Here is a 14,275-nt window from a genome sequence, read left to right as displayed (position 1 = left end):
CGGGCCCCTGGAATGGGGGACGGGCCGATTATCCCGGATCGGCCGCAAAGGCTGGCGCAGCGGGGCAATGCCGCTTCCGGCACGCCCCTCAGCGCGCCACGCGCCGGTACAGCCAGCTGGTCCCCAGGGACAGCACGCCGACGCCTGCCAGCACCAGGGCGAACAGCAGCGGCATGATCATCCACAGCGAGCCCAGCACGCCAGGCAGCAGCAGCAGGCCCAGCCCGTACACGAACAGGCTCCTGACATGACGCAGGCGCCGCCGCCAGGTGGCCCGGCTCTGCCCGAACAGCCAGCGTCCCACGGACCACCGCAGGAGCTGCGCATGGCAGGTCCGCAGGCCCCGCGCCAGGGCTGACTTGCGCAGCCACCGGTTCAGCGCGCCAAGCCCCGTCCGCCACAAGCCCGGCTCCGCCAGCCAGCGCCGCAAGACCAGCCAGGCCAGCGGCAGGGCCGGCAGCGCCAGCAGAGGCAGGTAGTGCCAGGCCCCCAGCAGGGCCCACAGCCTGGACAGCGCCGCCGCGCTCAGCAGACCCGGCCCCTGCGGCAGGCAGGACAGCCCGCGCCAGAGCGCCTCCCAGGCGGCCCCCAGAGCCGCCGGCCAGGGCCAATGCCAGGCCGCGGCCATCAGCAGCCCCAGCAGCAGCAGGCAGGAAAGCGGCGCGAGGCGCGCCAGGCGCCAGAAGCGGTGGCGGGCAACGGCCAGCACCGCCTGCTCCCCGGCCGTCAGCCCGGGCAGGTCCGGCAGCGGACGCTGCCCCACTTGCAAGGGCCTGCCGGCCTCCGGGGCGAAGCGCCGCTGCAGGTGCCGCTCGGCCTGGCGCTCGCCCTGCTGGATCAGGGCATCCTGCTCGAGCTGGGCAAAGACGTCGAGGTCCGTGCGGATGGCCGACAGGAGCTGGCCGCGGCTGCCCGGCCTGTTGAGATCCTCCGTGGGGGCGATCCGGAACGTGCTCAGGGCCGTCAGGGAGCGGGCCTCCACGAACTGCGCGGCGTCGGCCCCCAGGGTGCCGGCAGCGAAAGCCTCGAAGGCCTCGCCCATGCGGCGGCGTTCGCGCAGCTCATGGCGGAACAGCTGGTTGGGCCGCTCGCTCAGCAGCTCCACCAGGCGGCCCATGAGGCCGATGCGGCCCACGGACACCTCGCGGGCGCGGGTGTCGAAGACCCCGCCCGGATCGCTGGCGATGATCATGGTGCACTGCTCGTCCAGCAAGGCGGTGCTGCCCAGGTTGTCGAACACCCCGCCATCGGTGAGCCCCAGCGCGCGGATCTTGCGATCGTCCACCAGGGTCGACAGCACATGGGGCGGAAACACCGGCGGGAAGGAGGCCGAGGCCGCCACCGCCTCCGACAGCGGCATGTCCTGCCAGTCCCGCCACACATGGGGCGACATGAACTCGGCGCAGCGGCACTGGTAGACCTCGATCACCAGCAGCAGCAGCGCATCGGCCCAGTCGTGCAGGGGCGCCTCGGCCCCGCCCTGCAGCATCGCCGTGGCCCCGGCACCAGGCGCCAGGCCCAGCGCCGCCAGCCAGCCGTCGTCCACCGCCTTGAGTGACTCCACAAAGCCCGCCACCAGCTGCAGGTCGCTCATGCCGTCGCGCACGGCGGGGCCGCCCTGGATGCCATGCCGCCCGACGCGCAGCAGCCAGGCGAAGTTCTTGAGCTGCCGGGCGCGGCCCATCTCGATGTCCCGCAGCAGGGTCGCCAACATCGGCACGGTCTTGGGCTTCACGCCCGCGCCGGCTGCGCCCAGCTGGCAGGACGCCAGGCGCGCCTGCAGGGGCAGCAGGCGCTGCCATTGCAGCTGCGGCTCGGTCCCGCGCCACCAGCACAGCAGCGGCCAGCGTTCGCGCATCTGCGCCCTGAGCTGCGCCTCCTCCGGCAGGGCGGCCACGCGGAACTCCTTGCAGTAGGCCTGCGACAGTGCGTCCAGCACCGGATCGACCTGCTCGGGTGACGCCTGCGCGCTGCCCAGCGACGGCGCTTCCTGCTGCAGCCACTTGCGCGGCCACAGGTCGGCCCGGATGTCGGCCTGGCGCACATAGCCCAGATACCACTCGCCGAACTCCGCATGGGAGAACCAGAAGCGCCCGCTGGAGTTCAGCGAGGTGGTGTTCAGGATCAGGCGGGTGACGGCGGAGGCCGGCTGCGCACCGGGCGCCTGGCTCCACAGGGCCGCGCGGTTGTAGTTCTCCGTGCCGCCGTGGGCATCGACCCGCCCCGCGCACAGGCGCAGCGCCCGCAGGCTCAGGCGCGGCGGGCTCCAGGGAGGCCGCCGGGTGATGAAGTCCGCGAAGGGTCCGTCCGGGCCGCCGCTGGGCACCTGGCGGGCGGCAGCGGCCTGCCGATGGAGCCGGCAGCAGACGTGCCCGAACAGCTGTGCGTCCAGGTAGCGCGCAAAGTGCCGGCCCAGCGAGGCCAGGCCCAGGCTGATGCCCACCCATCGCCCCACGTTGAGCAGCAGGCGCATACGCAGGTTCTGGCGCACGATCTCGCGGATGCGCACCTCCACCTCGTCGACGATGCACACGTAGTCGTCCGCCTCCAGCCGCAGGGGTGCGCTCCCCGGCTGCAGGGCATCCCGGGCTTCCAGGACCTGCTTCAGCTGCAGCACGTACAGCGCGCCGACCAGACTGCCCCCGGACACCGTGGAGAGCACCTCCACATGCCGCAGCAGATCAGCCCGGGCCAGGTAGCGCAGCACGCCCACATGGAAGAGACTGGCCCGGAAGCCGCCGCCTGCCAGGGCCAGGCCGAGCTTCTCGCGCCGGCCGCCGCCGGGCGGCGCGGGCTGCGGGTCCAGGCGGTCAGGAAGTTCTGGGCGGTCGACTTGCATGAGGGGCGACTGTACGGCCTCGGGGCTGCCGCCAGGCGCCCTTCACGCCACGCCCTTCACACCGCGCCCGCTCAGCCCGCCGCCCGCACCTGCAGCCCCTGGCGCCGGGCCTTGGCCGCCTTGCGCAGGGCCACGGCATCCGGTGCCTCGGCGGCCTCCAGCTGGCGATCCAGCTTGAAGATGCCCACCGTGTCGCTGACGGTATCCGCCTGGTCCTTGAGGGCCGCGGCTGCCGCGGCGATCTGCTCCACCAGGGCGGCGTTCTGCTGCGTGATGATGTCCAGGCTGGCAACGGCGGAGTTGACCTGCGAGATGCCGTCCAGCTGCTCGGTGGCGGCGCGCTCGATGCCGCTGATCAGCGCGGCGACCCGCTGCACGGACTCGACCGCACCCCGCATGGTCTGCTGCGCCTGCCCCGCGTGGCGATGGCCGGCTTCCACGTCGGAGGACGAAGCCTCGATGAGGGACTTGATCTCCCGCGCCGCCGTGGCCGAGCGCTGCGCCAGGGCTCGCACCTCGCTGGCCACCACGGCAAAGCCGCGACCCGAGTCCCCCGCCCTCGCCGCCTCCACCGCGGCATTGAGGGCCAGGATGTTGGTCTGGAAAGCAATGGTGTCGATGACCTGGATGATGTCGGCCATCTTGCTGGACGACAGGCGGATGGCGTCCATGGTGCGCGAGACCTCGTCCACCGCGGCCTGCCCGTTGGCGGCCACGGCGCTGGCCTCGCGGGCGAGCTCGCTGGCCTGGTGGGCCGAGGCCGTGGTCTGGCGCACGGTGCCGGTGATCTGCTCCATGGAGGCCGCCGTCTGCTGCAGGCTGCTGGCCTGCGACTCCGTGCGCTGCGACAGCTCCAGATTGCCCGTGGCGATGTCAGAGGTGGCGGCCTGCATCTTGTGGGCTTCGGTGCGCGCGTCTCGCACCACCGACTGCAGGTTCACATTGAGCTGGTTCATCGCCAGCGCCAGCCGCCCGCTGTGGCCGCGCTGCTCGCGGCCCAGGCTCTGCGTCAGGTCGCCCGCGGCCATGCGGTTGGCGAAGGGCAGCAGCGCATCCACCGGGCCGCTCAGCAGTCGCCGGGCCAGCCATCCACCGGCCAGCGCGCTCAGCACACCAGCCGCCAAGGCCCAGGCGCTGCCCAGCGGAAACACCAGGGCCAGCACCAGGGCCTGCAGCAGGAAGAGGCCGGCCAGCGCACTCTGCGGGCCGGGCCGCAGCCGCGCGAGCAGCCGCCCCAGGACGTCAACGCGCTCCAGTTGCCCGCGGCGCAGGCGGTGCAGCGGCCTGCCCTGCTCCGCCTCCTGGCGCAGCTGGCGGTAGACGGCTTCGGCGGCCCGCACGTGCTCGCGCCCGGGCTCCGTTCGCACCGACATGTAGCCGGCCACGCGCGAGCCCTCCATCAACGGCGTCACATTGGCCATCACCCAGTAGTGGTCGCCGTTCTTGCGGCGGTTCTTGACCAGGCCGGACCAGGGATGGCCGCTGGCGATGGTCTCCCACATGTCCCGGAAGGCCTCCGGCGGCATGTCGGGGTGACGGATCATGTTGTGGGGCTGGCCCAGCAACTCGTCACGCTCGAAGCCGCTGACCTCGATGAAGGCCGGATTGCAGTAGAGGATGCGCCCCTGAAGATCCGTGGTTGATACCAGGTTCTGCCCGGGCGGGAAGAGGTACTCGCGGTCGGTGACCGGTTGGTTGTTGCGCACGGCGCTGTCCTTCCTGAAGATTGGTCAGGCAGGACAGCCGCTGCGCCGTGTTTCACCCTCGACGCGTACAGCCGCCAGGCCTGAATGACACCCAGGCTCTGCGGCCCTTGTGCGGTCTTGTAACGCAGCTGATGCAGGGCCGCAAGCGATCACCAGCCGGCTTCGTAGGACATGGCGCTGCAGGCTTTGACGCCGAAACCCGCTGAAAATCCGCAGGTGCCAGGCGGCAGCTTCAGTTCGCAGCTTCAGTTCGCAGCTTCAGTCCGCAGCTTCAGTCCGCCGCAGCCGGTTCCCGGCGCGCGCCATAGGGGCAGTGGCCGGGCCGCGGTCCGACCTGCGGGTGCTTGCGGCAGATGTCGGGGCGGCGCTCATACACCGTGCAGCGCCGGGTCCGGGCGTCCAGGAACTGGCAGTCCCCGCCGGCGCGGCGGGCCAGCTGGAAGATGCCGTGCTTGAAGCTGAAATGCTCGATCAACCCCGCCTTGCTCAGGCGCTTGGCGATCTGCTTGGGGGCCTCGTGCTCGGCCTCGAAGGCATCGACCAGGCCCAGCCGCACCAGGTCGGCCAGGCGGGCCTCCACGGGCATGGTGCAGCAGTTGGCGGCGCAGCTGTCGCACAGGCCCTTGCGGTAGCGCGTCCAGGTCTCCGTGCGGTCGACGTCGACGATGTGGATGGACGATCTCATGACAGGGGTCGGGCAAAGAAGGGAAAGCCCGGCATCCTAGCGTGCCGCCCGTCCTTCGCATCGGGGCGGGCGGCCCTGGATCCCTGCTCATCGCGTCAAATCACCGGAGGCGTCAACTCACCGTGGCCACCAGGCTGGCGCCCGAGACCGCGGCGTAAGCCTGCACCAGCACGTAGTACTTGGCACCCGCTGCGAGCGGCGTCAGGGTGATGCTCTCGGCGTTCGTGGGTCCGTCGGACTTGCGGTCGTAGAGCGTGGGCGTGGGCGCGGCGTTGGCCCGCAGGAACAGGTCGCCATCCCCCGTGCCGCCGCTGAGGCGCAGCTGCAGCTGGCGAGCGCCGGCCGCCGGCTTGATGCTGTAGAGCCGCGTCTGCTTGGCGGCCAGGCTCACCGCCACCGGCACGCCGGACGTCAGCGGCACCTCGGTGGAGGGCGTGCCCATGCCGATGGCGGCCTTCTTCACGCCCACGTCGATCTCGCCCACATAGCCGCTGGCCGTCTTGGTGACCGTGACGATGTAGGTGCTGCCGCCGTCGCTGAGGTAGATGCTGTCCGCCTCATTGGGTGTGCGCCGCGCGCCCTGCTGATAGATGGGATTGCTGGCGAAGACCTCATCGGCCGTGCTGGCCGCGAAGTAGAGCTGGGCCACGAACACATTGGGCAGGTTGCGCCCGTCGTCGTTGGGCCGCAGGTTGCGGGCCTGACTCTGGATGGAGAAGTGGATGTGCAGGGCGCGGCCCGTGTAGCTGCCGGGGAACAGGGTCAGGAACTCGGCCTGCCCGTTGGCGTCCGTGCGCTGGTAGCCGCGGCAGAAGTCCTGGCCCACGGTGTTGAAGGGCGCATAGCCGGCATAGGTACCGACGGCGTCGGCGCCCCAGATGTCCACCACGGCGCCCGGGATGGGGGCGCAGGCGTTCTCGATGTCATGGACGCGTATCCTGAGCGTCAGCGGCGCACCGGGCTTGAGGCTGGTGTTGCCGCGCGAGTTGGCGCGCAGGTCGCGCCGCTCCAGGGGGTCGATGTTGGGGTAGGGCCCGGCGGTGGACTCGATGTCGTTGCGGCAGGCCGCCGCCGCCGCGCCGTAGAGCAGCTCGCCGCTGGCGGCCTCGCGCCCGGAGAGGGCGAGAACGGACGCCGCGCCCATGAGCTGCAGGGCTTGGCGGCGGGGGGCTTGGGATGACTTGGTCATGGATCACCTTTCAAGAGTGCCCGGGCCCGAAGACCTGTGCACCTTGTGAGGCAGAGGCGAAAGTGGGCCGGGCGGGGTTGGGATGGAAGGCACCGCAGGCCTGCATCACGCCAGCCCATCCCAGGCGCGGCCGTCGCCCGGGCAGCCCGCGCGAGGTCGGTCCTGCACCGCAGTGCCGACCCGGCGGCCCCGGGTAGGGAAGCGCCTTCAGGCCCTGCGGTGCCACCATGCTGGGCGATCAGCGCCCTGCCAGCATCCGGCAAAACCAGTCCACTTGCGAACCACTTGTGCCGTTATGGCCCATTACCGGCCTCAAAAAGGTATCTATCTGGCACCATCCATGACGCTTGATGCAGCCGGTTTGCGGGACTTCGAACCACGACTCACGTAACTAACGCGTTGTTACCGCTCCTTCCAGAAGCTCGGGCGGGTCCTGGCGCTCAGTTCGCGGGCTTCCAGCCCTGCACCGCCTGCCGCCCCACGGAAGAGTCGTCGGTGAAGAAGCCATCGACGCCGGCGTCCAGGTAGGCGCGGATCTCGGCCACGCTGTTGCCGCGTGCCGTGGCATCGCTGCCGGGCGTGCCCTGCAGGCTGGTGGGCAGGAAGGCGTTCTCCGGGCGCAGGGTCCAGATGGTGATCTTGAGCCCGGCGGCGTGGGCATCGCGGGCGAAGGAGGTGGCCTGGCCCAGGCCGGTGACCACGCCCTTGGCGTCGCGGGTCTGGGGGATCACCCATTCCTTGTAGGGGCCCACGGCGTAGGCGTAGCGCGCGATCTCCTTGAGACCGTCGGCGGTGACCATGTCGGCATAGCCGCGCGTGTTGGCCGCGCCTTCCTGCATGAAGTCCCAGGGCCGGCCGCTGCTGTTGATCAGCTGGACCAGGCGCACCGTGCTCTTCTGGGCGATGGCCTTGAGATTGGCCACCTCGAAGGACTGCACGATCACCGGCGCATCGCGGTGGTTCCAGCCGTTCTTGTCCAGCACGGCCAGCAGGGCCGGCTCCAGGGGCAGGCCGATGGACTGGAAGTAGCTCGGGTGCTTGGTCTCGGGAATGATGCCGATGGTGCGGCCCTTGGCGGCCGACTGCGCCTTGGCCAGCTCGATGACCTCCTGCAGCGTCGGGATCTCGAACTGGTCGTTGTAGGCCACATTGGCCGGGCGGATGGCAGGGATGCGCTCGCGAGCCCGCAGCGTCTTCAGCTCGGCCAGGGTGAAGTCCTCGGTGAACCAGCCGCGGATGCTGACGCCGTCGATGCTCTTGGTCCGCAGCCGGTCCTTGAACTCGGGCTTGTCGACCACGTTGCTGGTGGCTTCCTTGACGCTGCCATCGGCGTTGAGGATGGCGATGGCGTTCTCATGCCGGGCCACCAGCACGCCGTCCTTGGTGGAGACGAGGTCGGGCTCGATGATGTCCGCGCCGTCGTCGATGGCCTTCTGGTAGGCCGCCAGCGTGTGCTCGGGGCGCAGGGCCGAGGCGCCGCGGTGGGCGATCACGGCGGAGGCCGGCGGCCACGCCTGAGGCTCGGAGGCACTGCCGCCGCAGGCGGCCAGGGTGGCGACAAGAAGGCCGGCCAGAGGCATCAGGCGACCGAGAAGAGGCGAAGGATTCTGCATGCGGAACTCCAGGGAGACAGGCCCGGGAGCATCGCAGCGGCAGATGACAGCTTGATGCAGGCGCCCGGTCGCTCCGCCGCGCCGGCCTCAATGCGCGACGTAACGATCCCGCCCCGCGGCCTTGGCCGCATAGAGACGCTGGTCGGCCCGCTTGAGCAGCTCGGCGGCCTGCACGGGCACGGCGCCGCCATGCACGGCCACGCCGATGCTGGTGCTGATGCACACGGCATGCGTCTCCAGCACGAACGGTGCGCGCATGGCCTCGACGAGGTTGCCGGCGATGCGGGCCGCGGTCGGCTCGTCCGGCAGTCCCTCCACGATCACCGCGAACTCGTCGCCCCCCGGCCGTGCGATGACGTCCGCGCTGCGCAGCGTGCGGGCCAGGCGGCCGGCAAAGCCGCGCAGCAGCAGGTCGCCCGCCGGGTGGCCCAGGCGGTCATTCACGCCCTTGAAGCCGTCGATGTCCAGCAGCAGCAGCGCCATGCAGCCCGGACGCGCGCCGGACCGCTCCAGAGCCTCCTGCAGGCGCTGGTCGAAGCCGGCCCGGTTCAGCAGGCCGGTCAGCGGGTCCGACAGGCTCAGCTCGATCAGGCGGCGCTCCTCCAGCTTCTGGGCCGTGTTGTCGACCACCATGGTCACGAAACCCAGCACGGTGCGGCCATCCTCCGCGAACTGCGGAACGAAGGTCAGGCGCTCGCATTGATAGCCTTCCTGCGTGGTCTTCTCGGCATCCAGGGTGACCGTCTCGCCCGCCAGCACGCGCTCGATGGAGCTCGCGGCCTGGGCATGGGCGGCCGGGCCGATCACTTCCTGGATCGTGCAGCCCAGCATCGCGCTGCGCGGGCGGCCGAAGTCCCGCTCGAAGGCCAGGTTCATGAAGCGGAAGTGCTGCTCGCGGTCGACATAGCCCACGCGCATGGGCAGGCGGTCCGCAATGCTGCGCATGCGCTGCTCGCTCTGGCGCAGCGCCTCCTCGGCCTGGCGGCGCTCGGTGACGTCACGCAGCATCAGTTGGGTCTGCCAGCGCCCTCGTGCATCGCGGTAGCGGGCGGTCTGGGCCTCCAGCTCCACGCGCCGGCCCAGACAGGTGACGATACTCAGGTAGGGCTGCTGGGAGACCTGCGGCAGGGCCCCATTGACCTGCAGCCAGGCCTGCAGCTGCGGCCCCGTGCCCGCCGGCAGCTCGGCCAGGGGACGGCCGGCATGCAGGCCGGCGTCCAGGTCCAGGAGCCGCACGGCGGCCGGATTGAAGGCGCTCAGGCGGCCATCCGGTTCGACCAGCAGGATGCCCTGCTGCGCATGCTGGAACAGGGCCTGCTGCTGGCGGCGGCTGGCCAGCAGCTCGGCCACGAGCCCGCAGATCAGCACGCTGGTGCAGGCCTGCGCCGTGATGTAGCTCCACAGGGCCAGCAGGCCCAGGTGCGCATCCTGCGAGGCGAAGGGACCGGCGCCATTGGCGGTGCCCCAGGCTGCCGTGCCGGACAGCAGCAGCACGGCCAGCGAGGCCACCATCACCCCCGCCCGCAGCGCGAGCAGGGCCATCAGGAACAGAGGCAGGGCCAGCAAGGGGAAGGCCAGGCCGGGATGCGGCGTGACCCAGGGCGTGAAACTCAGCAAGCCGCAGCCCAGCACCACGCCCAGCAGCAGCAGGTTGAGCGCGCCGCGGCGCCCTCCAAAGCCCTGGCGAAGGGCGCTGACACTCAGCGTGATCAGGGGGATGCCGCCCAGCAGCGCGCCCACGGCGTCGCCCGTCCACCAGGTGGTCCAGGCCGAGAGCCACTGCCCGGGCGCCAGCAGGCCGCTCTCCAGCAGGCACAGCGTGCCATTGCTGGCACTCACCAGCATGCCCAGCGCCACGGCGAGCAGGTAGACGCCCAGGTCGCGGCGGCGGCCCAGGGTGGCGTCGAAGTCCAGGCGCAGCAGCACCTGCTTGCTCAGCCAGGGCCCGACGGCATTGCCCAGCGCGATGCCCGCGGCCGCCCATAGCGGCCCGCCCAGTTCCAGATTGGCCAGGAAGGCCGCCCCCAGCACAGCCAGGGCCATGCGGTCGCCCCAGCGGTAGTAGGCCGCGACCGCAAGGCCGGTGGGCAGCCAGAACAGCGACACATGGGTGCCCACATACGGGATCAGCAGGCCCATGCGGGCCGTCAGGTAGTAGCCCAGGGCCACGCAGCACAGACGTGCGAGCAGCAGCAGGCCCGGCGGCCCAGAAAAGGCGTGGTGCCGCTGCGCGGTCACGTCCATTGCGATCCCCAACTTGGGCGTTGCGTTGACACCCGGGCTACCCTGTTTTCCTGACGCTGCCGGCGACCTGAGCACTCCCGAGGAGCGCCACGGCCCGCGCCGGCCTCATGCCCTGATCGCGCATGAATGCATGGGCCGCAATGTGGGCACCGGCGCTGACGGTTGGCTGTCAGCCCCCCGATTTTAGGGGATGGGCCGAGGTGCACATCCCCATGGCACACTTCGCGCCGGCCGGGCGGCCCGGAGGCGATCCGGCGCGCCACGGCCCACAAGAGACGACACAAGGGAGACGGCGGCAGAGCCGGGAGGACTCAATGAACATGGAATGGAGCAGTCTGGCCATGGGCTTCGGCCCGGCCGTGCTGGTGGTGCTGGCCGTCTACCTTCTTTGCTGGGTGTTCGCGGTCTGCTGGAACCATGCCGTCGTGCCGATCTGGCAGATGCCCCGCATCACCAAGCTGCAGGCCTTCGCCCTGCTGATCCTGCTCAGCGTGGCGGGCTCCGCCTGGCAGGGCGTGGTGCAGTACAAGCGACAGGAGATCGTCACCCGGGAAGCGCCGCCGGCCCGCGGCCGCTGAGCCCGCGGCCGCGGGCGCGCAGGTTTTCGGTCCGCGCCAGAAAGCAAAAAGCCCAACCATCACTGGTCGGGCTTCTGCGAATTCTGGTGGCCAAGGGCGGAATCGAACCACCGACACGCGGATTTTCAATCCGCTGCTCTACCAACTGAGCTACTTGGCCATTTTTTTCTTCCCGACCGCCTGCGTCTTGCGGCGCAGTGATCAGCGAAGACCATGACTATAACACTAAATTTGGCTGTTGCGCTTGTTTCTTGAAAGATCGACGCCCAGCTGCTTCAGCTTGCGGTACAGGTGGGTGCGCTCCAAGCCGGTCTTCTCGGCCACGCGGGTCATGGAGCCGTTCTCCTTGGCCAGGTGGAACTCGAAGTAGCTCTTCTCGAAGGCGTCGCGGGCCTCGCGCAGGGGACGGTCCAGTTCGAACAGCTGCTCGGAGGCCAGGGCCTGCACGGGGGCGATGGCCGGGGCGACGCTGTGGACGCCGTGGCTCATCACGGCGCTGTGGGCATGCAGGGGCAGTTCGGGGCGCGCGGCATAGCTGGGCAGGCCGGGCGGCGGCGCAGCGGGACGCGGGGCGGTCTTCACCAGGGCCTGCTCGACGGCGCGCAGCAGCTTCTGCAAGGTGATGGGCTTTTCCAGGAAGGCAATGGCGCCGAACTTGGTGGCTTCCACCGCGGTGTCGATGGTGCCGTGGCCGCTCATCATGATCACAGGCATGGTCAGCTGGCCGCTGCTGCCCCACTCCTTGAGCAGGGTGACGCCGTCGACGTCGGGCATCCAGATGTCCAGCAGCACGAGGTCGGGCCGCATGCGCTCGCGCACGGCGCGCGCCTGGCCAGCGTTCTCGGCCAGCTCGATGGTGTGACCTTCGTCGGTCAGGATTTCAGACAACAGGGCGCGGATGCCCAGTTCGTCGTCAACAACAAGAATGGTTGCCATGTATGCCTACTGTTCACGCGGCCCCGGGAGCTTCGCTCGGCTCGGCCGGGCTCGGTGCAGTCGCGAGTTTTGAAAATGATAACGAAACTTGCGCGCCGTTCGGCGGCAGGGACTCGTCGCCGTCAGGATGCAGATTGCTGAGGCGGATCCGCGCCCCATGCTCATCGGCGATCTTCTTGACCACGGCAAGACCGAGACCCGTGCCCTTGGACTTGGTGGTCACGTAAGGCTCGAAGGCCCTCTTGAGGACCTTCTCCGCAAAGCCGGGACCGTTGTCCGAGATCACGAGGCGCAAGCCACGCAGCTCGCCAGTGTCGCCGACGGATTTGAGCGTGCGTACCCGCACATGCCCTTGCTCTCGATCAGCAACTGCATCCAGGGCGTTCTGCACGAGGTTGTGGATGACCTGGCGCAGCTGGGTGGCGTCACCCACGATCAGGGGCAGCTCGGGGCTCAGCTCGGCCTGCAGACAGCCCGCTTCCTGGGCCGAGACGTAGAGCATCAGCACCTCGCCCACCAGGGCATTGAGGTCCAGCGGCTTGAGCTGGGCGGCGGGCAGGCGGGCGTAGTCGCGGAACTCGTTGACGAGCTGCTTCATCGCCTGCACCTGGTTGACGATGGTGCCCACCGAGCGCACCAGCATGGCCTGATCGGGCCCTTCCAGCTTGGCCTCCAGCTTGTGCTGCAGACGCTCGGCGGACAGCTGGATGGGGGTCAGCGGGTTCTTGATCTCGTGGGCCAGGCGCCGTGCGACCTCGCTCCAGGCGGCCGAGCGCTGGGCGGAGACCACCTCGGAGATGTCGTCGAACACGATCAGGCGCTCACCCTCGGGCAGGCTGGCACCGCGCACGAGCAGGTTGAGGGCCTCCTTGCCGGGCAGCTTGAGCTCGAAGCTGTCCTGCCAGGTACCGTCGGCATCCTCGCTGCTGGCGAAGCGCTGGGCGACCTCGGCCGCGAACTCCTGCAGCTCCGGCACGGCCTCCATGCGCTGGCCCTGGTAGGCCGACAGCGGCAGGCGCAGGATGCGGGTGGCGCCAGGGTTGATGGTGTCCATGCCGCCGCGGGCATCGAAGCCGATCACGCCCGCGGTGAGGTTGTCCAGGATGGTCTGCAGATGGGTGCGGGCGCTCTCGAGCTGGGTCACGCTCTGCTCGACCATGTGGCGGGCGTCGGCCAGCTGCTGGGTCATGTCGGCGAAGCTGCGGGTCAGGCCGCCCAGCTCGTCACGCGAGGCCATGGTGGGCTTGGCCGTGAGATCGCCCTGGGCCACCTGGCGCATGCCGTCGGCCAGCAGCAGCAGGGGCTGGGCCAGCTGGTCACCCAGGGTCACGGCGAGCAGCAGCGCGGCGAACGTAGCCAGGATCAGCACCAGGGTCAGGGTGCCCAGGTACATCTGGCGCATGCCGTCGCGCTCCAGCGAGCGCTGCTGGTACTCGACATTGGCATTCTGCACGGCCAGCGCATTGGCCAGCACCGAGCCCGGCAGGCCCTGCACCACCATCAGGTAGCGGTCGCTGGCGCCCAGGCTGAAGTCATTGCTGGGGACCAGGGCCAGGGCACGGATGCGGGCCTGCCCCTCCAGCGCCTTGGCCTCGTCCTCCAGGCCCTCGATCTTGCTGATCACGCCCTGGCGGCGGGCGTCGCGCAGCAGGTTGCTGCTGGTGCGGCTGAGCGTCAGGGCGGGGTTCTCGGCGCCACCCACCACGACCAGGGGCTGGCCGTTGGCCCCCAGCAGGCTCACGGAACGGGCCGAGAGCTGGTCACGCAGGCGCTCCAGGGCCAGGGTCATGGGCGGGTTGCCGCCCTGCTCGCCCAGCCGTTCGGCAGCGTTCTTGGTCTTGGCGCCCAGCTCGTTGACCAGGCCGTCCAGCGTGCCCTGTCCCAGCTTGAGGCCGGACTCCAGCGCACTGGCCAGGCGCACGTCGAACCAGCTCTCGATGGAACGGTTCACGAACTGGTAGGACACGGTGTAGATCAGCACGCCGGGCACCACACCCACCAGGGCGAAGATGCCGGCCAGCTTCAGCAGCAGGCGGCTGCCGAACTTGCCACGCCGCACGCGCAGCACCAGGCGCACGCCGGCACTGATGATCACGGTGGCCAGCATCAGCGCCACGCCCACGTTCAGCCAGAACAGCCAGCCGTAGTGCCGCTCGAAGAAGCCGCGCTCGGCGGTGGCGCCGATGGAGAGCAGGAAGGCCAGCAGGCCGGCCGCCCCGGCGACGGCCAGCAGCGAGACCAGCCAGGCCCAGCGCCTCACACGGCTCACGGGAGCACCTTTCGCAGGGCGTGCTGTCCCGCCAGGCGGGAATGAGCGCCTTCGGGCGGCCGGGCGGCGGGCACTTGGGGCACCCTTCGCACTGCGTGCTGTCCCGCCAGGCGGGAATGAGCGCCTTCGGGCGGCCGGGCGGCGGGCACTTGGGGCACCCTTCGCACTGCGTGCTGTCCCGCCAGGCGGGAATGAGCGCCTTCGGGCGGCCGGGCG

General features: G+C 70.2%; 8 protein-coding genes, 1 tRNA gene and 2 pseudogenes. 1 reads left to right on the top strand and 10 read right to left on the bottom strand.

The window, feature by feature from the left end:
* Nucleotides 1-88 precede the first annotated feature (88 nt).
* The 6 genes from ABDJ40_RS20725 to ABDJ40_RS20700 form a co-directional block, all read right to left on the bottom strand.
* A complete protein-coding gene (locus ABDJ40_RS20725; RefSeq protein ID WP_347612508.1) occupies nucleotides 89-2,839 on the bottom strand; it encodes a patatin-like phospholipase family protein in 2,751 nt (916 codons plus the stop codon).
* Nucleotides 2,840-2,910: 71 nt separating this feature from the next.
* Nucleotides 2,911-4,545: a methyl-accepting chemotaxis protein gene (locus ABDJ40_RS20720; protein ID WP_347612506.1), complete on the bottom strand. Its 1,635-nt coding sequence runs from the start codon at nucleotides 4,543-4,545 to the stop codon at nucleotides 2,911-2,913.
* 271 nt (nucleotides 4,546-4,816) lie between these two features.
* Nucleotides 4,817-5,230, bottom strand: coding sequence for a YkgJ family cysteine cluster protein (locus ABDJ40_RS20715; RefSeq protein WP_347612504.1), 414 nt, complete (start codon nucleotides 5,228-5,230; stop codon nucleotides 4,817-4,819).
* 112 nt (nucleotides 5,231-5,342) lie between these two features.
* Nucleotides 5,343-6,419, bottom strand: a complete 1,077-nt coding sequence (locus ABDJ40_RS20710; RefSeq protein ID WP_347612503.1) for a pre-peptidase C-terminal domain-containing protein — start codon at nucleotides 6,417-6,419, stop codon at nucleotides 5,343-5,345.
* Between the two features lie 440 nt (nucleotides 6,420-6,859).
* Nucleotides 6,860-8,032 carry a glycerophosphodiester phosphodiesterase gene (locus ABDJ40_RS20705; RefSeq protein WP_430765664.1) on the bottom strand — a complete coding sequence of 391 codons (1,173 nt, stop codon included), beginning with the start codon at nucleotides 8,030-8,032 and terminating at the stop codon, nucleotides 6,860-6,862.
* Nucleotides 8,033-8,119: 87 nt separating this feature from the next.
* Nucleotides 8,120-10,276, bottom strand: coding sequence for a diguanylate cyclase domain-containing protein (locus ABDJ40_RS20700; protein WP_347612502.1), 2,157 nt, complete (start codon nucleotides 10,274-10,276; stop codon nucleotides 8,120-8,122).
* Nucleotides 10,277-10,590: 314 nt separating this feature from the next.
* On the opposite strand from ABDJ40_RS20700, the gene ABDJ40_RS20695 reads away from it, so the two are divergent.
* On the top strand, nucleotides 10,591-10,854 hold the full coding sequence (locus ABDJ40_RS20695) for a hypothetical protein (protein ID WP_347612500.1): 264 nt from the start codon (nucleotides 10,591-10,593) through the stop codon (nucleotides 10,852-10,854).
* Between the two features lie 84 nt (nucleotides 10,855-10,938).
* On the opposite strand, the gene ABDJ40_RS20690 is transcribed toward ABDJ40_RS20695, so the two are convergent.
* The 4 genes and pseudogenes from ABDJ40_RS20690 to ABDJ40_RS20680 form a co-directional block, all read right to left on the bottom strand.
* Nucleotides 10,939-11,014: transfer RNA gene (locus ABDJ40_RS20690), tRNA-Phe, on the bottom strand.
* 65 nt (nucleotides 11,015-11,079) lie between these two features.
* Nucleotides 11,080-11,265: pseudogene (locus tag ABDJ40_RS24780) on the bottom strand (helix-turn-helix domain-containing protein); the annotation flags it as partial.
* 243 nt (nucleotides 11,266-11,508) lie between these two features.
* Nucleotides 11,509-11,790 (bottom strand): annotated as a pseudogene (locus tag ABDJ40_RS24775) (response regulator); the annotation flags it as partial.
* Between the two features lie 13 nt (nucleotides 11,791-11,803).
* Nucleotides 11,804-14,059 carry a sensor histidine kinase gene (locus ABDJ40_RS20680; protein WP_347612498.1) on the bottom strand — a complete coding sequence of 752 codons (2,256 nt, stop codon included), beginning with the start codon at nucleotides 14,057-14,059 and terminating at the stop codon, nucleotides 11,804-11,806.
* Between the last annotated feature and the right edge of the window lie 216 nt (nucleotides 14,060-14,275).

The organism is Roseateles flavus (genome assembly GCF_039872765.1).
Lineage (GTDB): Bacteria > Pseudomonadota > Gammaproteobacteria > Burkholderiales > Burkholderiaceae_C > Roseateles_B > Roseateles_B flavus.
The sequence above is the reverse complement of the archived record's forward strand: the minus strand, read 5'-3'. Positions and strand labels throughout refer to the sequence as shown.